The 20,841-nt window shown below is 37.7% G+C and carries 17 protein-coding genes and 3 pseudogenes; 10 read left to right on the top strand and 10 right to left on the bottom strand.

The features are described 5' to 3' along the window. Positions 1-374: DDE-type integrase/transposase/recombinase (locus tag BP621_RS02875; protein WP_292387852.1), on the top strand; the 374-nt coding region annotated here is incomplete at its 5' end. Between the two features lie 163 nt (positions 375-537). Here the strand turns inward: BP621_RS02875 and BP621_RS02870 are convergent. After that, positions 538-1,551, bottom strand: a pseudogene (locus BP621_RS02870) (MFS transporter); the annotation flags it as partial. A 160-nt stretch (positions 1,552-1,711) separates the two neighbouring features. On the opposite strand from BP621_RS02870, the gene BP621_RS02865 reads away from it, so the two are divergent. Next, positions 1,712-2,227, top strand: a complete 516-nt coding sequence (locus BP621_RS02865; RefSeq protein ID WP_292387851.1) for an Abi-alpha family protein — start codon at positions 1,712-1,714, stop codon at positions 2,225-2,227. Between the two features lie 217 nt (positions 2,228-2,444). Here BP621_RS02865 and BP621_RS02860 read toward each other — a convergent pair. The 3 genes and pseudogenes from BP621_RS02860 to BP621_RS02850 form a co-directional block, all read right to left on the bottom strand. Next, a pseudogene (locus BP621_RS02860) lies at positions 2,445-2,519 on the bottom strand (IS6 family transposase); the annotation flags it as partial. Between the two features lie 233 nt (positions 2,520-2,752). Further along, complete coding sequence (locus BP621_RS02855) at positions 2,753-5,293, bottom strand: tetratricopeptide repeat protein (RefSeq protein ID WP_292387850.1); 2,541 nt, start codon at positions 5,291-5,293, stop codon at positions 2,753-2,755. A 38-nt stretch (positions 5,294-5,331) separates the two neighbouring features. Further along, on the bottom strand, positions 5,332-5,955 hold the full coding sequence (locus BP621_RS02850) for a hypothetical protein (RefSeq protein ID WP_292387849.1): 624 nt from the start codon (positions 5,953-5,955) through the stop codon (positions 5,332-5,334). A 190-nt stretch (positions 5,956-6,145) separates the two neighbouring features. On the opposite strand from BP621_RS02850, the pseudogene BP621_RS02845 reads away from it, so the two are divergent. The 7 genes and pseudogenes from BP621_RS02845 to BP621_RS02815 all read left to right on the top strand — a co-directional run bounded on the left by BP621_RS02845 (position 6,146) and on the right by BP621_RS02815 (position 10,834). Next, a pseudogene (locus BP621_RS02845) lies at positions 6,146-6,964 on the top strand (IS5 family transposase). A gap of 341 nt (positions 6,965-7,305) precedes the next feature. Continuing rightward, positions 7,306-7,665 carry an STAS/SEC14 domain-containing protein gene (locus BP621_RS02840; protein WP_292387848.1) on the top strand — a complete coding sequence of 120 codons (360 nt, stop codon included), beginning with the start codon at positions 7,306-7,308 and terminating at the stop codon, positions 7,663-7,665. A gap of 305 nt (positions 7,666-7,970) precedes the next feature. Continuing rightward, positions 7,971-8,159, top strand: coding sequence for a CxxC-x17-CxxC domain-containing protein (locus tag BP621_RS02835; RefSeq protein WP_292387847.1), 189 nt, complete (start codon positions 7,971-7,973; stop codon positions 8,157-8,159). Positions 8,160-8,265: 106 nt separating this feature from the next. Then, positions 8,266-8,547: a helix-turn-helix domain-containing protein gene (locus BP621_RS02830; RefSeq protein WP_292387846.1), complete on the top strand. Its 282-nt coding sequence runs from the start codon at positions 8,266-8,268 to the stop codon at positions 8,545-8,547. Between the two features lie 751 nt (positions 8,548-9,298). Then, positions 9,299-9,475, top strand: coding sequence for a hypothetical protein (locus tag BP621_RS02825; protein ID WP_292387845.1), 177 nt, complete (start codon positions 9,299-9,301; stop codon positions 9,473-9,475). A 32-nt stretch (positions 9,476-9,507) separates the two neighbouring features. Beyond that, entirely contained in the window at positions 9,508-9,966 is a 459-nt protein-coding gene (locus BP621_RS02820; protein WP_292387844.1) for a hypothetical protein, read from the top strand. Positions 9,967-10,015: 49 nt separating this feature from the next. Continuing rightward, positions 10,016-10,834, top strand: a complete 819-nt coding sequence (locus BP621_RS02815) for an IS5 family transposase (RefSeq protein ID WP_292387843.1) — start codon at positions 10,016-10,018, stop codon at positions 10,832-10,834. Between the two features lie 268 nt (positions 10,835-11,102). On the opposite strand, the gene BP621_RS02810 is transcribed toward BP621_RS02815, so the two are convergent. Continuing rightward, positions 11,103-11,339, bottom strand: coding sequence for a hypothetical protein (locus tag BP621_RS02810; protein ID WP_292387842.1), 237 nt, complete (start codon positions 11,337-11,339; stop codon positions 11,103-11,105). 553 nt (positions 11,340-11,892) lie between these two features. Here BP621_RS02810 and BP621_RS02805 point away from each other — a divergent pair. Then, on the top strand, positions 11,893-12,129 hold the full coding sequence (locus BP621_RS02805; RefSeq protein WP_292387841.1) for a hypothetical protein: 237 nt from the start codon (positions 11,893-11,895) through the stop codon (positions 12,127-12,129). Between the two features lies 1 nt (position 12,130). On the opposite strand, the gene BP621_RS02800 is transcribed toward BP621_RS02805, so the two are convergent. The 5 genes from BP621_RS02800 to BP621_RS02780 form a co-directional block, all read right to left on the bottom strand. Further along, entirely contained in the window at positions 12,131-13,921 is a 1,791-nt protein-coding gene (locus BP621_RS02800; RefSeq protein ID WP_292387840.1) for a DNA polymerase, read from the bottom strand. Next, positions 13,922-16,786 carry a DUF927 domain-containing protein gene (locus BP621_RS02795; protein ID WP_292387838.1) on the bottom strand — a complete coding sequence of 955 codons (2,865 nt, stop codon included), beginning with the start codon at positions 16,784-16,786 and terminating at the stop codon, positions 13,922-13,924. It abuts the gene before it with no gap. 1 nt (position 16,787) lies between these two features. Beyond that, positions 16,788-16,955, bottom strand: coding sequence for a hypothetical protein (locus BP621_RS02790; protein ID WP_292387837.1), 168 nt, complete (start codon positions 16,953-16,955; stop codon positions 16,788-16,790). 948 nt (positions 16,956-17,903) lie between these two features. Further along, positions 17,904-19,190 (bottom strand): tyrosine-type recombinase/integrase, encoded by a 1,287-nt coding sequence (locus tag BP621_RS02785; protein ID WP_292387836.1) that lies wholly within the window; start codon positions 19,188-19,190, stop codon positions 17,904-17,906. A 23-nt stretch (positions 19,191-19,213) separates the two neighbouring features. Continuing rightward, on the bottom strand, positions 19,214-20,731 hold the full coding sequence (locus BP621_RS02780) for a sulfatase-like hydrolase/transferase (RefSeq protein WP_292387835.1): 1,518 nt from the start codon (positions 20,729-20,731) through the stop codon (positions 19,214-19,216). Between the last annotated feature and the right edge of the window lie 110 nt (positions 20,732-20,841).

Raw genomic sequence — 20,841 nt, 5'->3', positions numbered from 1 at the left:
ATAAAAAAGCAGCGAAGAGATTTTTCAAAAAAGCTTTGAACTCTAATCATAATCAAATTCCAAGAGTAATAACAGTTGACAAAAATCCAGCTTATCCACCTGCTATAGATAAACTGAAAAATGATAAAATACTACCTATAAACGTAGGCATCCGACAAATCAAATATTTGAATAACATCATAGAACAAGATCATAGATCCATTAAACGAATAGTTAATCCAATGTTAGGATTTCAGTCTTTTCAATCTGCTAATAAAACTTTAAAAGGAATTGAAGCAATGAATATGATTAAAAAAGGACAAATCAAGAACTTAAATTACTCTGGCTTTAATGAAGCTAAATATATTAATCAATTATTTGGAATAGTTCTATAATATTAATACTTCTTCTTAAATATTTTAACTTTTATTCATTGTCTGTAGATTTACATGCTTATTCTGAGATTTTTTGCAACGGAACCAAATATAGCGATCTATTGAAATTTATGAATTTACAGGACCATTTAGCACACTGCCATTATCTAGGAAAAAGCAAATCTCAAATATTGGTAGAGTTTTTTGTATCTTTCACTTGTTCATCATCTGAGTTTTCAAAAATATTCCTTATAAAATACGTCATCAGAGCAACAAGTAACCCAAAGAAACCTGATATTATAAAAACCGTGTCAAGGTCAAAATGCAACAGGACTATACCAAGCACTACAGGAGAAAGACTCATACCAACGTACTTCATGGCGTTGTGAATAGCTAACACACCCCCTTTTGATTCTGAAGGGGCAATATGAATAATCTGTGCATCAATTGCTGTTTGAGCAAGCCCATAACCTGCTCCTGATAACAACATTAAAAGAAGAACTAAGACAATTGAAAATGCAACTGACATAGATAATAATGCCAATCCAAAAAGTACAAAACCAGTAGCAATAATTAATATTCTTGAATACTTAATAGCTAGAATCTTCACGCGGGACACAGTAAGAATAACAGCTATTCCCTGAAAAGCCAATATAAGCCCTGCTTCCTTTGCAGTATAGCCAAATATATTCTTAAGCATAAAGGGCGTGTAGATGATCACTGAATATAGTAAAAAGAAAATCGCAAAACTCAGGAATATCGTGTAAATTATTCTCAATTCCTTGAGTGCTTTAAACCCATCAAATATGCCTTTGTGATCATCATTGTCCTTCTGAATTCTTGTCTCTGGAAGGAAGGCCATCACAACAAAAGCAAATGGAAGTGAAAGTACATAGAAAAGGAATGGGTAATTCCATCCCAAACTGGCTAGTCCTCCGCCTATAAGAGGGGCAGATATCGAGCCGATGGCAATAGCCATACTAACCTTGCTCATAGCATGTAAACTTTCATGGCCTTTTTTGTACACATCTGCTATGACTAACATAGGCAAAGACGTCATCCCTGCTACCCCAATGCCCTGTATGAACCTTAAGATAAGAAGTAATTGCAGGTTAGAGGTAAAATAACTTACAAGTCCTGTTAGACCGTAAATCACAAGGCAGGGAACAAGTATATTCTTACGGTTCACACGGTCAAGAAAATGTCCAAATTGCTATTTAGCTACATTACAAGAACTAGATAAAGTAGGTAAATTTTTAGATATGATTTTTCATGAACCGTGCTCAGAAGCCTCTGGAATTGTCACTGACATGTTAAAATCTAAACGGTGGATGATCAATTTCAATCGCTTATTAAGAATGTCTGATGAGGTTACTAAAACTCTCGGTGAAGGGAAAATAAAAAGTACTCAGTATATTCCCCTAAAATTAGCAATACCAATGTTTGAACAAGCTTGTTTAGAAGAAGATGACGAATTACAAGATATTTGGTGTAAGCTAATATCTAAAAGCTTGGATCCAGAATTCGACGTAGCGATAAAACCTGCTTTTATTGATATCTTGAAAAGTATAACGTCATTAGATGCTAAAATATTAAAATATACGTTTGATTTTGTTTCGGAAAATTCCGCACCGAATCAAGAAGTTGATTTAAATAATTGTCCTGTAAGTTTGGATGAAATAAAAGATAAATTTTCCACAGTTCCATATTCGGATATTATGGTAAGTATTTACAATTTGAAAAGAGTTCAATGCATACAGGAGTATCTATATAAAAGCAGAGCCGTAAACGATTTTTCTTTTTCTGTAGGACGTGATCTGTATTATGTACTTACATATTTGGGGTCGGCATTGGTTGAAGCATGTATGAAATAACACCTTTCAATCATCAAAAACCATTTAGAATATTGACATTCTTTTCACCTTTTTCTCGTACTGAGGTTTATTAGATTGTAGCTGCAAAATTATGTAAAACCTATAAATCTACCAAAAAAACTAATTTTTCAGGGTGCTTTAATATCCGAACTTTTTGACCTACAAAGTTCGGATATTGAAGTGCCCTAAGAAATTAGATTCTTGCAACGGAATCACTCAAAGCTTTCTTAAAGAATCTCTTCGCTGCTTTTCTATTTCTTTTTGCACTTAACATGAAATCAATTGTATCTCCATTGATAAATTTTTGGAAAAAATAGAAATTTGAGGATTTACTTTGAGGCGGTAGCGTACCGAAAGTTCTGTAAAATATGATTGACTCTGTATCCTTTTTCTTTCACTACAAAAAACAGGATGCAGAGTCAATGGTTAATATGGTACTGTCAAGTTGACGGNNCCGTCAACTTGACAGTACCATAAAATGTACTTTTCTGAAAACAATCCTGAAAAAATCTACCTGTAAGCAACTTAATTTTCTTTATTTGATGTAATTATATCTTTAAAGTTCCTAGTGTCCCATAGGTTTTCAAAATCTTTATCTTTTTTTGCATATTCTTTATATTTAGGATCAAGTTCAATTGCACTTTTCAAATCTGTTAAAGCCTCATTTTTCTTGTTCATCAAAGACTGAGTACATGCTTTATTATAATATGTATTCGGAGCTTCTGGATTAATTTCTAATGCCTTTTCATAATACTCAATTGCTTTTGTATACTCCTTCATATCATGGTATACATTTCCCAGATTTCCTAGGCTTGTACCTCCTCCTTGTCTGTCCCCAATATCTTGAGCAATTTTTAGTGCCTTTTCATAATACTCAATTGCTTTTGCATACTCGCCAAGCTCCCTGTGCGCTATTCCGATATTTCCAAGGCAAATTTCTTCAGTTCCTCTGTCCCCAGTATCTTGAGTAATCTTTAGTGCCTTTTCATAATACTCAATTGCTTTTGCATATTCGCTAAGACTACGATATGCGAACCCTAGACTTGCAAGTGCTATACTTTCTTCTTGCCTGTCTCCAATTTCTTTATTAATTTTTAGTGCTTGCTCACAGTACTCAATTGCTTTTGTATATTCGCCAAGACCATTATATGCAGACCCTAGAATTCCTAGGCTTGAACCTTCTACGTGCCTGTCTCCAATTTCTTTATTAATTTTTAATGCCTGCTCACAGTACTCAATTGCTTTTGTATATTCACCAAGACCACTATATGCAGACCCTAGATTTGCAAAGGCTATACTTTCTCCGTTCCGGTTCTCAGTTGCTTTATTAATTTTTAGTGCCTGCTCACAGTACTCAATTGTTTTTGTATATTCGCCAAGAACAATATATACAATCCCTAATTTTTCAAGGCAAATTTCTTCAGTTCCTCTGTCCCCAGTATCTTGAGCAATCTTTAGTGCCTTTTCATAATACTCAATTGCTTTTGCATACTCCTTCATATCATAGTATACTGACCCTAGAATTCCTAGGCTTGAACCTTCTACGTGCCTGTCTCCAATTTCTTTATTAATTTTTAATGCCTGCTCACAGTACTCAATTGCTTTTGTATATTCACCAAGACCACTATATGCAGACCCTAGATTTGCAAAGGCTATACTTTCTCCTTTCCGGTCCTTAGTTACTTTACTAATTTTTAATGCCTGCTTATGATACTCAATTGCTTTTGTATACTCACCAAGATCACAGTATACATTCCCCAGAGTTGAAAGCTCAGTTTTTTCTCCGCATTTTCCACATATTCCACATATGTCCCCAATTTCTTTATTAATTTTTAATGCCTGCTCACAATACTCAATTGATTTTCTCGACTGTCCCAAATAATAGTATGCCATCCCCAAGATTTCAAGAATTGTACGATGATCTCTTTTGTCTTTTAGAAAACTTTCTTCTCCAAACTGATTTTTTGACAATATCTTTGAGCACAGGTCAACAAGCGCTGTGTAATTACCCCAGAGATTAAGGTATTTATGCAGATTATTGTCAATTATATGGAAAGCCTGATCATATTCTTCTGCTACACAGGCATGGTGATATGCTTCAATCAAAGGCTGGATATCTTCTTTTTTAGCAGGCTTTTTGGAAATGGGAAGGGAAAGGTAATAATCCATTGCAAGCTTGTGCACTTCTTTTTTGTTATCAAGGCCATCATATGAAAATTCCTGTACTAAGGAATGAAGCCAATAATTGCCTTTGTGGTCAGTTTCTAATAGCGACTTATCAATGAGATTCTTAACGGCATTTTGAGCTGTCGTTTCCGTAAACATCTTTTTAAGTCCTTTCATTCCTACAGGCTCACGATAAACAGAAATACGTTCAAGTAGCCCTATCTCATCCCCTGCTAACTTCTCGAAAAGTTTCCTCGCTTTTAAAATTGTGTCCTTTGTTTGTTCCTTATATAAGCTTAGATCTTCAAGAACGTCGCCTACACTATAATCTTTTACTAACTCTACAAGTAGCTTCAAAGCCAAGGGATGACCATCTACACCGTCAACCAGTTCTTTTAATTTATCAAGTTCTAAACTTCCAAGTCCATTTTTGACAAGATAATCAACTGCGAAATCCGTTCTCAAGCCATTGAGGTGATGCTTCTCTTCACCCTCAACTACATCGATAAGACTTTCTCCATTTTCAAGCTTGGGAAGAATACGGCTTGTGATAATGATTTTTGCTTCATGGGTATTATATCGCAGAGACGAAAAAAGAAGTTCAATTCCTTTATCACTGAACTTTGTATCTTCAAGTATTATGCTCAGATCATCAAAAAAGATCCAGATTTCGCTCATGTTATTAAGTTCGCCTATGAGATTATCCACATCAATTTTTCCGGGCTCTCTACTTTCTAATTTAAATGTTGTAATTTCAGGAGCTTTCATATAGGCTGCGAGTTTTTCAAGGATATCTCCCAGCTTAACATCCTGGTTTTCATAGAAGCTAAACCAAAAAGGTTCGGGGACATTTTCAGGTCTGAAATCTATAAGAGCTCTTGCAAAGGTAGATTTTCCCATACCCCCAAGCCCGCTGATAAGCAAAATATTGTGTTTTTCTAGATATGTGAGAGCTTTTTTAACTCATCAGCCCTGTTTTCAGTAACGAATTCCTTTAACTTTTCAGGATAATCTGGAAGAGCTGAAGAATTATAGCGGCTCATAATTTCCTGATTTATCGCTTCTTTCCTTCTCTCATCCCGATATTCAATGATTTTGATGTACTCTTCACCAGAAGAATTTTGAAAATTAAAAAATGTGTTATAGTTTCCTGTGGCGAGATGATTAATACTCTCTACATTGAAATTTATAGTAAAATTAATCTCCCTTGCTAAATTTTGGTCTTCCCTAAGTAATTTTAGGATTTCCTTTTGAAGCTCTTGCTTTGCTTCCGGGTTTTCAGAGTTCTCTGAAACTTTTGTAAGTACTTTTTGGAGGGATTCACTCATTTTTGGGCTTATTGTTTTCAGCAAAGACCTTGCCTTGTTCCAACCTGTAGAACCAAATGTATTAATTCCTTTCTCTAGAAGCAAATCTTTGCTTTTGTCTGCTACAGCTTTTCCTCCCTCGAGAAGCAGATCTTTGCCTTTGTCTGCTGCGGCTCCGATGCCTGCTGCAGAAATGAAAGGCAAGTAGGGGACAAGAGTATCTGTTGCTTGCTGGGCGAGGGTTGCTAGATCCATAAACTACTCCAATTTCTTTTTGGTATTAACACATAGGTAAAAATAAATTTTGTTATTTAGAATAGGTATAGACTTACCACTTCCAGCACCTGATTATTAATTTTTGAGTGCGTTCACTATGTAAAAGTTACTTTGCACTTAGAGCCTATCCGAAAAGTAAAATAACTATATTTTAGGTTAATGTTGATTAGTGGCTACACGAAAAAACGGACATGACTACGAGATCTCTGACGAATTCTGGACTAAAATCAAACCATTATTATCTCTCCCTAAACCAAAAAAGAAGCCTGGAAGACCTCGAAAAGATGATAGGAAAATACTGAGTGGTATTTTCTATCTTCTTCGTACTGGTTGCCAGTGGAAAGCTTTGCCACGCTTTTATGGAGCTCCAAGTACTGTCCATGATCGATTTCAGGAATGGCAAAGATCTGGGTTCTTTGAGAACATGTGGATAGCTGGTCTTCTGGAGTATGATGCAAAAAGAGGATTAGAGTGGTAGTGGCAAGCAATTGACGGTGCTATGACAAAAGCACCATTAGGTGGAACTGGGACCGGAGCTAATCCAACTGATCGTGGTAAAAAAGGTACAAAGAGGAGTATTTTAACAGAGGGTAAAGGTATACCACTTTCAGTAACTGTTGATGGAGCAAATCGTCATGATAAAAAGCTCGTAAAAAGGACTTTAGATGCCATTATTTTTGAAAGACCGTCTCCAGATGAGGGGATTCAGAATATCTATATGGATAAAGGATATGATTTTCCTGATATTAGAGAATTGGTTAAAGAATATGGGTATACGGCCCATATCAAAAGCCGTGGAGAGGAAAACATAAGAATAGAGATACCAGGTTTTAGGGCAAGAAGATGGGTTGTAGAAAGGACACATTCCTGGATAAACAGGTTTAGAAGACTGCTTATAAGATGGGAAAAGAAAATTGAAAATTACCTTGCTATGATATATTTAGCATGTGTAAGGATAACATTTAGAGCAACAGGATTTTTCGGATAGGCTCTTAATAAGTTAACCTGCTCTTGAGCCATATCACTCACTAAGTTATGGAAAAATATATACTTGTTGATTTATCTCACTATCTTTAGTGCCGAATCCAGCACAACGATAGCAGATAGTGTTTTGGGATATTAGCGTTAAGCCGCTTTTAACATATCTTCGAGCTTACCTGCCAAAAACATGTTAGTAGCTTGAGCCTGTAGGTATACGCCTTTAGCCTTCAAGGTGGCGTTTTTATTACTATGGATATTCATATATGCACGTATAAAGCTCGGAAAAGTATTTTCATTTGTTTGTGCATATTATTTGAACAATTTCAGGTTCGTTTTGGAGGAAATATCATGATGGAACTTATTCAAGGTTTGCCAGACAATGTTCTAGGTATTATTGGTAGTGGAACGATAACAGGAGAAGACTATGACACTATACTAATTCCTGCAATGCAAGACAAACTACAAAGGCACAAGAAGATTCGCATGCTCTATCAATTGAAAACAGACTTTTCACATTATGCGCTTGATGCTTACTTAGAAGATGCAAAAGTCTCGTGGCATACACTTTCATTTGAAAAAGTTGCAGTTGTTTCCGATGTTCATTGGATAAACGATTCTGTCAATGTATTTAAATTCATTATTCCTGTCCAAGTGAAAGTTTTCAGTAATAGTGAATTTGACAAAGCAAAGGCTTGGATCAGTGAATAATATTCTTTATATCTGTATTCCATGAGAGGTTGATAGAATGCTCTTCAAGTTTATTACTTATTTTGTTTCATAATCTCTGGGCATAAAGTGTTCTCTTATTTTAGAAAGCGTATCTTTATTTTAGAAAGCATATCTTTATTTTAATAGGCACATTTATATATTTTAAGTGCTATGTATGTATGTTGACAAATAAAGATCCGTATAATCATCTGTTGTTAAAAACCAATTTTTGATTTCAAACAAAGAGTTCTATACAATCTTATTTTTAAACAATTAACAAAAACTAAAACAAAGGTGAAACAAAAATGGCTTTTAATGACAGAAACTTCAGAGGAAATTCTAATTTCAGCGCTCCAAGAGAAATGCACAAAGCAACCTGTTCAGACTGCAATGTTGAGACAGAAGTGCCTTTCAAACCTGACCCAGAAAGACCGGTTTATTGCAGGGATTGTCTTCCTAACCACAGGACGCCCAGAGAAAATCGCAGATACTAAGTGTTATCCGCGTAACTGAGTTACATCAACACTTATTTTCTTTTCCACTTTTTTAAATAGACTCTAAAGTCACTTATAGAGAATAGCCACCTCTGAGATGATATCAATGGATCCAATGGAAAAAATTTTTGGAAAAACCGCACAGATGACAGTCCTTAAGAACCTGATCGAAAAACAGAACGAACCGACCTATCTTTCAGGAATAGCTGAAGAAACTGGATTGTCTCACGCCAGCGTGTCAAGAGTTATGACCCCTTTGGTTGCATCAGGCGTTGTCCGAGAAAAACCTCTAGGAAAGACTATCAGAATTTTCCAGCTTAACATGGACAACGAGGCAACAAGGTTGATCATAGATTTCTACAATAAAATAAACCAGATAATAGATTAAGTTTGAATAATAAGAAGCATGGAAAGTTGAAATTCTCAACTTACTTTTTTAAATATTTGTTTGTATTCGGGATATTATCATTTCTAAGGCTTCGGCGAAGATCCGGATCTCACTCTACCAGTCTTCGCGCTATCCTGAGCCGAAGTTTGGTTCAAATACTCAATTCAGATTCAAACCTTGTGATGAGGTTGCTAGAAGGTTTTCAGTTTTATTAATTGTTCTTCTTCTACCCAGCGACTGTTAAGTTTCGCAGCCGGCCCGCAAATCCACAGCATATCCCAGCTCCGGTAGAGCTTCAAGCTTAATTATTACAGCCAGCTAGCTTTGGATATTTGCAGCATATCACGGTGCCAACATTAACTATACAAGATTCATTCGTTGTGTGATTGATAATATAGAGTGTTTTGTTGGTGAAGTAGCCGTGACGTCATATTTTATTGACGCATTCACCTTTTGTTCCGGAAGTGAATCCTTTGCAACCCATTTGGGAGAATAATTAGGCATGGCAAACCGTTTAAGAAACTGATAGCATCACGATGAGCAATGCTATCATTTTATTTTTTAGCATATTCCTCACCGATTTTATTTGTGTTAACCTTCTACATATATTTGCCTATACTTCTGTAATCGTCCGATTCAAAGATATTGACTTCGCCGGTATAATTAGCAATACTTATATCATGATTTGTAATAAATATTTTTAAATAGTCATTGTCACTCGTTTAATATTAATTAGTAAGGAAGGAGTAGCGTGCCAAGATTTAAAGAAGCAAAGAAATGTGTCGCAGTCATACTCACAGCTCTTCCTGTAGAATATCTTGCGGTTCGTGATCATCTAACAGATATTGAGGAAAAACACATCCACAAGGAACTATTTATGAATGTGGAATCTTTTCAGCTAATGGCCAGTTATGGAATGTCGCGATAGGAGAGATTGGCGAAGGTAATGAACAAGCAGCTTTGGAAGTAGAAAGGGCAGTTTCGTATTTTGTTCCGAGCATTATAATTTTCGTAGGAGTGGCTGGTGGAGTCAAGGATGATGTAAAACTTGGTGATGTGGTAGTTGCTAGTAAGGTTTACGGTTATGAATCAGGTAAAGCTGGGGATAACTTCAAAATAAGACCTCAAGTGAGTTCGCCAAATTACAAAGTGATTAATAGAGCGAAAGCCGAGGCTCGAAAGGACGACTGGTTACAATATCTTGACGGGATAATACCTGATCCACAACCTACTGTATTCGTCAAACCCATTGCTGCTGGTGGAAAAGTATTAAGTTCATCTTTATCTGAGGCTTATAAATTGATTAAGTCTGATTATGGAGACACACTGGCTGTAGAGATGGAAGGATATGGTTTTCTCAAAGCTGCTTATGCTAACCCACAAGTAGATGCACTGGTGATTCGTGGTATTTCTGATTAAGAGCCTATCCGAAAAGTAAAATAACTATATTTTAGGGTAATGTCGATTAGTGGCTACACGAAAAAACGTACATGACTACGAGATCTCTGACGAATTCTGGACTAAAATCAGACCATTATTATCTCTCCCTAAACCAAAAAAGAAATCTGGAAGACCTCGAAAAGATGATAGGAAAATACTGAGTGGTATTTTCTATCTTCTTCGTACTGGTTGCCAATGGAAAGCTTTGCCACGCTTTTATGGAGCTCCAAGTACTGTCCATGATCGATTTCAAGAATGGCAAAGATCTGGATTCTTTGAACAAATGTGGATGGCTGGTCTTCTGGAGTACGATAATAAAAACGGATTAGAGTGGGAGTGGCAAGCAATTGACGGTGCTATGACAAAAGCACCATTAGATGGAACTGGGACCGGAGCTAATCCAACTGATCGTGGTAAAAAAGGTACAAAGAGGAGTATTTTAACAGAGGGTAAAGGTATACCACTTTCAGTAACTGTTGATGGAGCAAATCGTCATGATAAAAAGCTCGTAAAAAGGACTTTAGATGCCATTATTTTTGAAAGACCTTCTCCAGATGAGGGGATTCAGAATATCTGTATGGATAAAGGATATGATTTTCCTGACATTAGAGAATTGGTTAAAGAATATGGTTATACGGCCCATATCAAAAGACGTGGAGAGGAGAACACAAGAATAGAGATACCAGGTTTTAGGGCAAGAAGATGGGTTGTAGAAAGGACACATGCATGGCTAAACAGATTCAGAAGACTGCTTATAAGATGGGAAAAGAAAATTGAAAATTACCTTGCTATGATACATTTAGCATGTGCAAGGATAACATTTAGAGCAACAGGATTTTTCGGATAGGCTCTAAGGCGGAACCTCAAAATAATCCCAATTATTTTTGTGTCAAGTGCAGTTATCGGAGGCGCGACAAGATTGCTATGTGAGGATAAGTTTTATTCTGTGACTCTTTTTGATGATATAAGTTGAAAACTATTGCAGTATCAATCCCCATTTAAAAAAAGATGATGATGAATTACTTAGTATTAGAAAGGTTAAAAAGATAAGAATAAGAGGAATTGAGTTTTTCCTCATAGAATCAAAACTTATAATCTTTACATCAAAATTTTTTCTATTTTACCCTAACATTTCTATATTTTGTTTTCTGCGACCCCATTATTTTACCTGTCACAGCATTAAATTTAACCCATAGACCCGTTATTGGATTAAATACTTGAAACCGATCTTTTATGGCGCCAACTCTTCCGCCGTCTTTGTTTGTTGCTATATAATCCCCCCTTAGTTTAAACAGAGAGCCTATCACATAACTCAAAACTCCTTTACCAAATTTCAAATCAAGAATGATCAATGGGTTTCAGATCACGAAAAATCGTTCTTAAAGCTTTTATCTATTTGAGGATGAAACTAGTGCTGGGATAAGCTCAGATAATAACTAAAATGTGTAAACATTATTTAACTGTTTTTACGTATAGAGTTGAAACCTCGAAAATACTTAAACCATAATCTATGTGCAAGCTGTTTGATGAAGAATTCATGAAGAGATAGGATACACAACTCAAAAACCTACACAGGTACAACAGGTACGACAGATTAACCCTGAAAAACGATTGCTGAGATACTTTACTATATATAACTATAACTAATAAATTACTAAATACTACTACTAATGTGTTTATTCTTTGTCGTACCTGTCGTACCAAGCAAATTAGTAGGTACGACAAGAGATTCGATATCGGTAGTCTTTTGTCGTACCTGTCGTACCTGTCGTACCTGAATTTAAGCTTCCAATATTTCAGAAAAAAAATTGAAAAATTTTCTGGAAATTCACAAAAAAAATAAAAAATTTTTTCTCTAAAATATTTAGCCATTTTTTGCAATTTTTGGTACGACAGGTACGATAAATGGCAATCAGTATTGATTTCTTGTCGTACCTATTTTTCTACAGGTGCGACAGAGTGGTTACTGATACGGATTATCTTTTTGACCTAGGTACGACAACATCGGTTGACATTGTTGTAAAATATCCCGTACCCAGCGACACTACACTAAGAGCATATACAGGTACGACAACATCGGTTGACACTATCTTGAGTGTATATGTAAATATACTAAAAGAAAAGAAAGAAAAAAGGGGGTAATTTAATCCTTCTGCCAATAACTTCCGTGGAACACTTCACAGATACAGGGTATATCTGTGAACCAATGCTTACCGGCGCGTTCCATTTCATCTTTAACAACTTGTTTTACATATTCAGTCTGATTTTCGTCACACTCAAAAACAACCTCATCATGAACAGTAGCTATAAACTTCACTCCTAGAGGTTCTAATTTCAGGAAGATTTCATGTAAGGCAATTTTAAGAAGGTCAGCGCAAAAGCCTTGGATTGGGTAATTCTTACTCTGCCTTCCTATTTTACCGAGTACTTGATTTCTTATATCTCCTCTCATGTAGGCAATTGTTTCAGGTGAGGGTATTTTATGATGTGTATTTTCATACTGCTTGATTCGATCGGGTAAGGTTCTTTCAATGATTACTGAAGGGTCTTCAAATCGAATTAACCTTCCTGCTAATGTATGCACACACTTGTTTTGGAGACCGTGCTGGCTAGCTTGTTTAAGGTGTGCAGTGACTTCAGGGTATAACTTTTGAAACGCTTGAATATACTGACGAGCCTGGGCAACTGTGATATCTTCTCCGACATCAGATTTTATTTTCTTTATTAATCCTTTGCCAGTCATTCCATAATTAAGCCCAAAATTAACTGATTTTGCCATACCCCTCTGAGTTTTAGTTACCTCACCTTCAGACACATGAAACAATGTGGCTGCAGTTCTTTTGTGAAGGTCTACACCTGGTGTATTATAGGCATCGATATATTTTTTATCGTGTGCTGCCTGTCCGACTATCCTTAACTCGATTTGTGAATAGTCCGCTGTTACGATGTTTTTACCTTTTTCAGCGACAAAAATTTCCTTCCAATGCTTAGCTAATTTACCTCGCGCTGGTTGCTGTTGCATGTTAGGGGCTTTACAAGACAATCTTCCTGTAACTGCTCCAATTTGCATATAATCAGCGTGGACCCTGGTGGTAATTGGGTTAATGTAAGTAGGTAGTGTATCAACAAAGGAGTTCATAAATTTTTCACAGTCCCTATACTCAAGTATGGCATTTGTGACAGGTGTATCGTATTTTTTCAATTCATCCTTATTTGTCCCCTCTACGGGGATACCAGCATTATTGAGGGCTTTTTTAAGTTGCGATGGGCTATTTAAATTAATACTGGAGTCTCCTAGAAGGTGATAGATGGTGCTCTCTACCTCGTGCTTGATTTGCAGTGCGTTTTGTTTTAAGGGTTCAAGTTTTTCTAAATCAACTTTAATACCCGAAAGTTCTAGCCACACCATTGCTGGTATGGCTTTCATTTCAAGGTCTATAATAGTTTCTAAATTTAGCTGCTTTATTTTCGCTTGCTGTTGTTTATGAATTTCTGGAAGATATATAAGATCTTTAAGGGCATATTTTTGCTGTGCAGATGTTAATGGAACTCCATATTTGAAGCCTTTTTGTTCTTCTTTTTCCAGGTGTTCACCACAGTAACGGAGGACAAGGTCAGACAGGCTTGTCATATCTTTTTTACCTGCATACAGTCCACCGGACAACACCAATTCGGCTATCATTGTGTCATACACGTTTTTAAGCGTCACATTGAAATGGTGTTTCAGGAATTTCGCGTCGAATTTAATATTGTGTCCTACGATTATGTTATTTTCCAAAGCACTCTTAATGTTATCTAAATTTTTAGGGTCTTTGATTATAACTGATTTTCCTGAAGGCAGTAACATCTGAACCGTAACGATACGACTCTGAAAGACGTCAAGTCCGAGCTTATCAGTGTTATCTGTTTCGATATCAAGGTATATGAAGGGCATTTATATCAGCCCCTCAGACTCAAGTGCATTATAGGCTGCAATATCGTCTCCGATTGTCACAACTGGAAGGCTAGATGAAACAGTGGTTTGGGGTACTTGAGAAGCGTTATTTGTATCGTTTGGCTCTTCTGCACTAGTTTCCTGTTTATCCTGCTCTTCTTCAGGAATGCTTAAGTATTTGTAAAAGTTATTGAGTGGTATTTGAATTACACTCACCTTAGCTTGTCCGATACGAATTTCTTTAGTTTTGAGTGTTTTAACTTTTAGTTCACCGGTGCTTGTTTTCAGGCTCTTTTGTGATGTGTTGAGAATATTGTCATCTTTCCAAGCATTTGTGACAGTCTCATATTTACCTGGACCAAACTCTTTAAGAATAAACTTTTTAAGTGCTCCTTCGTTGAAGCACACTAATTGTTCCAAATCTTTTTCTTTAACACAGCCGTACATCTCGTGACTGATTTCTTTTACAGCTGTTTCAGGGTCTTCGAAATAGACTTTGTTTGCCACGAACCAGTTATACACCGCACGTAAGACTTTAATATGGTCAGCGGTAAAGCCCACCTCAGCAACGTTGTGGTTAAAGTATCGTGTACAGATTTCAACAGGGTCTTTAGGATCAATACTACCTATCTTGTTAAATACTCGCTCTAGAATTTCGCCTGCTGTAGCTGCAACTGCGTATTGTCTTTTAACACGATTTTCTGAAATTCCTTTAACGGTAGGAAGCCGTTCAAGGTTCTCATTGTAAATATCTTTAAGCTGGTCCTTTAAAGTCAGCAGCTCCTGAATGTATAACTCGATGATATGACCATAATTTTCTTCAATGAGAAACTTCATATCAGCGATGTCCTTTTGTGCTAAAACGGTGTCGACACCCTCAGTTAATGGCAGGACCCTGACATCTTCACCACCATTCGAATTTTCAGGGATGATGGGATTTTCGCCCGTCATTTCCAGTACGGTTGTCGTTTCAGTGGGGATGATAATCCCTGTCTTACCGTCGTTTCTGCCTTTCAATCTCTTACCAACATTACCGACGGAATAGGCTAACTTTCGGGCTGCTTCCATATTTTGGGATGTCTCATCCATAAATGTTGGGAGGTCAACACAATACGTCAGCATTCCCAGTACACCCACAGTAGTGGAGCTTCCCGCTGCTTGTTGGGCTAGTGGGTTACCGAACATGGAGGCTACAAGTTCGCTACTATCAGATTTAAGCTGTCCTGTTCTCGCGTGTTGATCGAGTAAATATGAAGGCATATGACGCAGTCTTAGGAGCGTTGCCGCGAACGCGTTGTACATCTTAAATCTAACTGCGGGAAAATTGATAATGTATTTTGCACCTTTTATCCAGTTTTCTAACGAGCCTGCAACAGCATAGTTTTCTGCTGTGGGGTTGTCTATTGGTAAAATTTCTCTCACACCTTCAGCAGTAATTGCACGGCTTCCAACTACAAATGTTGTGAAGTTCTTTTTCCAGCCATTTACAGAAACGGCATCTTCAACAGGCAATTTTCCTTTTGTTTGAGTCATGTAAATATCGAAATATTCAATCAGATCTACAGCACATTTTTCTTTAAACTGCATGTCAGTCTGGTGTAGCTTCAGCACTTCGGCTTTCTCCAGAAGTTCCGCAGTGGTCTTCCAAACGAATTTCTCATCGCCACGTATGTTTTTAATCTTAAGTTTATACAAAATTTCATTATGCCTGTCGATATTTACACCCATTGCTATAATTTGGCATGGTGTTGACGCAATACATGTTTCGACCTCATCACCGGATTTAAGCACAATATTCTTATAAATCCCGCTCTCTTTACAGTTAAAGGGGTACAAATCTAAACCTTCAGCACTGCGGGACTGTTTACCTGTGTAAACACATGTTCTTTTAAGAAGGGCTTTCCGTATTGTACGCTGCCCATATGTTACAGGCTCGCCATAGAAATGCCCACGTGATTCGTCCCACTTATCTCGGAACAGTTTAGATCGTCTAAATATTCGATCGATCTGTTCTTCATCCTGGGTATAAAAACAAATTTTGCCCACTAAAACATAATCGGCTTCGCTGTGGTCATTACCGTTATTGACCAAATCACCCTCATAAAATAGCTTTTTGAAGGTATCTCCAGCATTGTTTTTCTCATTAATCAGTTTCTCAAGAATTTCATCGTCAGAGAAACTTACAGGTGTTTTAGGTAAGATTGTTCCGACATGGGCGGCAATTTGTTTGAAATACTTTGAACGTAACGCCGTTAGGGCTTCTTGGGCATACTCGATACTTTGTGTTGCGCTGTTCAATCGGTGACCTGTAATAGTGAGGAGCTTTCCATACTGGTACACTTCAGCGTTATTTTTGTGTGTTTCTTCACCTTCAGGAAATTCGCCAAGACAGAGTGCACGAAGACCATGTCCGCTAGGTGACAACTCAGCATAAGTTCCGAGATTTAGTATTTCTTGCAGTTTTTCAGGGATGAAAGTTGCTGCTGTAGGGTCGAGATTTGCATGGTCGGGGCTGGCAATACTCTCGACAGTAACATTATCAAAGTCTACACCTACAATTTTAGGACAGTTTAAAGCATCGGCTACAGGCTTCTCAGGAAGTACGAATTGCAGACCTTTACAGTCTTTGTGCTCCTTAAGAACTTTTAAAGCAGTTTCAAAAGTCATCCATGAGTCTGGATTGGACCATCTAGCAACGCAGAGTTCTTCTTTTCCTGTTGCATTGTTCTTTTGCCAGGAGAAGCATAGTTTCTGTCTTTTTTTACCTTTCTCAGCCTTCCCTACTTTCCAGACTAGCCATTGTTTAAGGTCTTTTAAAAGTTGAGGGATACCGTCGGGATTAACCGGTAAATACTTTTCAGCCACCTTAAGCCCTCCTGCAGAAAAATGAATAACTCTTGGGGGTACCGACTGCGGCAACATGTATGAAGTGCTTGTTGCATTTCACTTTTTTCACATAGCTGTGGCTGTAGCGGCGGGTTTCAATGTCGAAAGTTTTAAATCCTAAAAGAGCGTATTGATTGTTACTAAACATAGAGATTTCTCCTAAACTTTTGGTGAGGTTTGGGAATTAACACAGACTGCGAGGCTCTATTCAGTAGGCGGGAACCTTTTTGAACGTGAGCCTTGTAGTTTAATGTAGCCTTCTCTTTTATAATACCTCTGTGCTTATTTTGCAATAGTTTTCCAGTATTTCTGTGACGAATGCAGACCGGCTTTGTGTCCCGCGTTCATAATCGATCCTATCAACAATATGTTCCGGCACGTATGCCACAATTGAGTATTTGTTTCCAAATATCGACAAGCTTTTTCATCTCCAAACTTTCCTTGACATATATTACTTTATGTTCCAAGTATATAAACTTTAACTTTTCTTTATAAACTTTCGACATTTTACACCGCATTTTGTCAGAAAATACGACATTATAAATCCGCAGAATAATCTAAATATATTTTGCAAGTTAAATGGAATCAGTTGCGGCAACTTGCGCTACTAGTTTTACATGAAAAGATATGTATGTATATGGTGACCAGGTCTTGATTTTAAAACTAGCTTTTTGTAAAGGGTGCGGCAAATCTGGTGATAAGCCGCTTTGTACTTAAACCTTTTTATTCTAAATGGAACCTAACTAAAAATACTCACACAGTCTACCATAACTGGTTGTAAAAATATTGTTGTGGTAAACTAAACTCAGAAAAACAGTTACGTAACTATAAAACAAGTGCAGAAGAAGGAGTGTAGGTTAAGTCCTTATCTTCTTTCTTCTGCTAGCTTAAATCGTGAGTATTCTCCAAATATTTTCCAGGTACTTTCCCTTACAGGTTCTTACTATTATCCTGGGTATTGAAGATCTTACTATTATCCTGGGTATTGAAGATCTTACTATTATCCTGGGTATTGAAGATCTTATTATTATCCTGGACTATTATCTCGGCAGTTATCCCAACTACTTCAGTAAAACAGGTGCAGAAGAAGCACAGGTCAAGCCCGCTCTAAATTTAATCTTTTTTCCCGTGCCGCTTTTCGCAAATCCTCAATTTCCTGCAAGTGCTCCTCAACTGTTAGATAAGCCTCACTGCGCAGCGATTTTACTCTCACCTCTGTTAACGCACTCAATCTCGCCACCTCTTTTTGCAGTGCTTGAATTTCCTGCCTTTCTACAACATGTTTTGCAGTTTCTGCTCTTAATACGTCGTTTTCTGTCTTAATTGCCCTGTATTCTGCGCTTTCAGACAAATCAAGCTCTTTTTGTATTGTTAAAAATGGAATATACTTTTTGTAAATTTCTTTCAACTTCTCAGGTGAAGCACGGAAATAGTGATCCTGCGTTGCAGGCAAATGGTGTCCCATGAGCTCCTCAACAGTGAAAAAGTCGCATCCCGCGTTCAATAAGGTAGAATTGAACCACTTTCGAATATTGTGTGATCGGATTAAATTATAGCTGCCCTTTTTTGTGTTTTTTCGAGCTTTTTCGGATAGCCTTCTATACAGCTCCCTCAGTCCATCTCGTGTAAACTTTCGGCGCTCTTCAGCTCTATTCACTAAAAAGGCATCTTCTATTTGGCGGATACAGAATAAAAAATTAGTCTCGTTGTTGATTCGTTGCTTCTCCAGTTGATTTTGTCTTTTTATCTCACCTGTTTTTACACTTCGCTCCCTGAATTCCAGATACTCCATAACTGCGTTTGTCGCTTCAGGTGTTAAAAACGTCACAAAATCAATTTCTGTTTTTTGGCGCCTTAGTTTCAGCGTTGTTATCCCCGTGAGGCTGTCATAACCGTTTTTAAAATCACTAATCTTTAAGCTTATTATTTCGGCTGCGGCTAAACCGCTCGATGCTGCCGTCAAGAGTACTGCTTTTTCAAGAGGATCACATACTTTTAAAACTTCCTGTAAATCAGTCTTATCGGGAATGGCATTGTTTTCCTGCAGTGTTGTAGCTTTATTTTTTTGTAGGTTAGGTAACTCGATATCAAAAAATCTGTAAAACGATTTCACAGGCGTTATGTAGCTTTTAATTGAAAGCGGCGCCATCCCTCTGTCAACCAAGCTGATTTTAAAATTAATGAGATAATTTTTAATGTGTCTCTTTCGCATCAGCAGCCCTGCTTCCTCTTCTGCTTCCTCAAGCAGCTCTTCAGGCGTCTTTTTTGTGAACTCTGTGAAATGCTGCATCCCCAAAAGATAAGTATCAGTAGAGGCATCACTAGAAACTGTGCTTAACCATTCCTGCATAATCGAATTTTTCTTTAATTCAGGTATCTTCATAACTCACACCCCAACTTGATATGTTATACTTTGCAAAGAACTCTCACAAGATATCCTATCAGGTGTGTTAAGCTCGAATTAGATTTCCCAGATTCCTTTTTCGAGAAACCAGCAGTAGAATTTTTTCCTGAATCTGAATCTGATTCTGGATTATCTTCACCATTTTCTTCTATTTTCTGTCCTTTTTCAGAGAATTCCAGTACCGAGTCAGTTTCAAGAGTGAGTTTTTTTTCCTGCTCTTCAAGGTTGTTTCCGGAATCAAGAGCAGCCCTGACCGTATAGGTACTTTCCGGCTCAAGCCCTAGAAAGAGGAACTCGTCATCATGTTGCAGGGAAGCTACAACATTCCCATCTTTCGCATTTCCGTCCTTCACATTCCCATTCTTCCTGAGTTCTACAGAACCCTTCTCCGGGAGTTCCACCTTCAGGTTTACATGGTCCGTTAGAAGGATCTGTTTTCCTTCTGCAAACCTTGGCCTGTCTGGAATATCAAGAATTCCAAGCAGAGTAGGAGCAAAGTCTTCCTGACCGTGTTCTTCCCTGAGAACTCCGTTTTCAACGTCCTCAGCATGCAATATAAGGGGAACGAGCTGTGCTTCATCCGTGTCAGTGAATTTTTCGGACTGGTGCCCACCTTTGGAATCGTCTTTGGAAAAACCCATCCCGTGGTCTGCGGTCAGTACAAAGGCAAGGTTATTTTTCTTGCAGAGCTCATAGAGTGGAGAAATTTCGGTATCAAGGCATTCAATGCAGTCTATATACCCATAATTACCCCGGTTGTGCCCGCTTGAATCTACAGCCCCTACATTGACAGTGAGCAGGTACTTTTGTTCCGGCCTGTTTCTGGCCATGTACTCAACAATATCGCATGCAGTCTTGACTCCCCATCGGTCATATCCACTATACCTTTCCCGGATCTCTTTTGATGTAACATATCCGGGCGCCTTATTAGCTGCTTTTTCCATAACCTGTAACAGTCCTTCAGGTACCTCCGGACTGTCAGGGGAAGGTTCGGGTTGCTCAAGGATAATTTTCATTTTATTTATCGAGTTATTTTCATCCCTGAGAATAGCATCCTGTTCGGCACGGATTGACCAGGAATCCCCTTTTTCCATAACTGCAATACAGAGATAGCCTTCTCTGTGTAGAATATCAAAAATGTTGGCATCTTTGAAGCTTACAAGCTCACTGTCCGCACCCGGATTTCCCGTGACAAGGACTGAATTTCCTCCTTCGGTAAAGGTTTGAGGAGCACGGAATTCCAGAACTCTAGCACTTTCTTTACTTATTTTTGGCAGATTTTCAAGTTCGGCTTTCTCAAGGGGCGTGCCGTCAAGTGCATGCGGTGTAAGCTCAGGATAGATAAAAGGCGCACTCAGGCCGTCTACGATCAGCACGACTGCGCCCTGGAGTGTATTAACAGGATTTACCTCCACTTCGGTCAGTCCGGAGGCAGGGGCTGGAAAAATGAAAAAGACAATAAGCGTTACAAGAAAAAACAGAAATGGGAAAGACCTGGATTCTCGGACTGCCTGGAACATTATAAATTATTTCAGTTTCATGCTATAAAGAATTTACTTTTAAGGATAAAATTTATGCCAGGTATCCTGTATTACTTTTCGGTTTTACTTTCCTCTTCTTTCCTTACCCT

The organism is Methanosarcina sp. UBA5 (genome assembly GCF_002505485.1).
Taxonomy (GTDB): Archaea; Halobacteriota; Methanosarcinia; order Methanosarcinales; family Methanosarcinaceae; genus Methanosarcina.
Note: the sequence above shows the minus strand (reverse complement) of the source record. Positions and strands in the feature narration are given on the sequence as shown.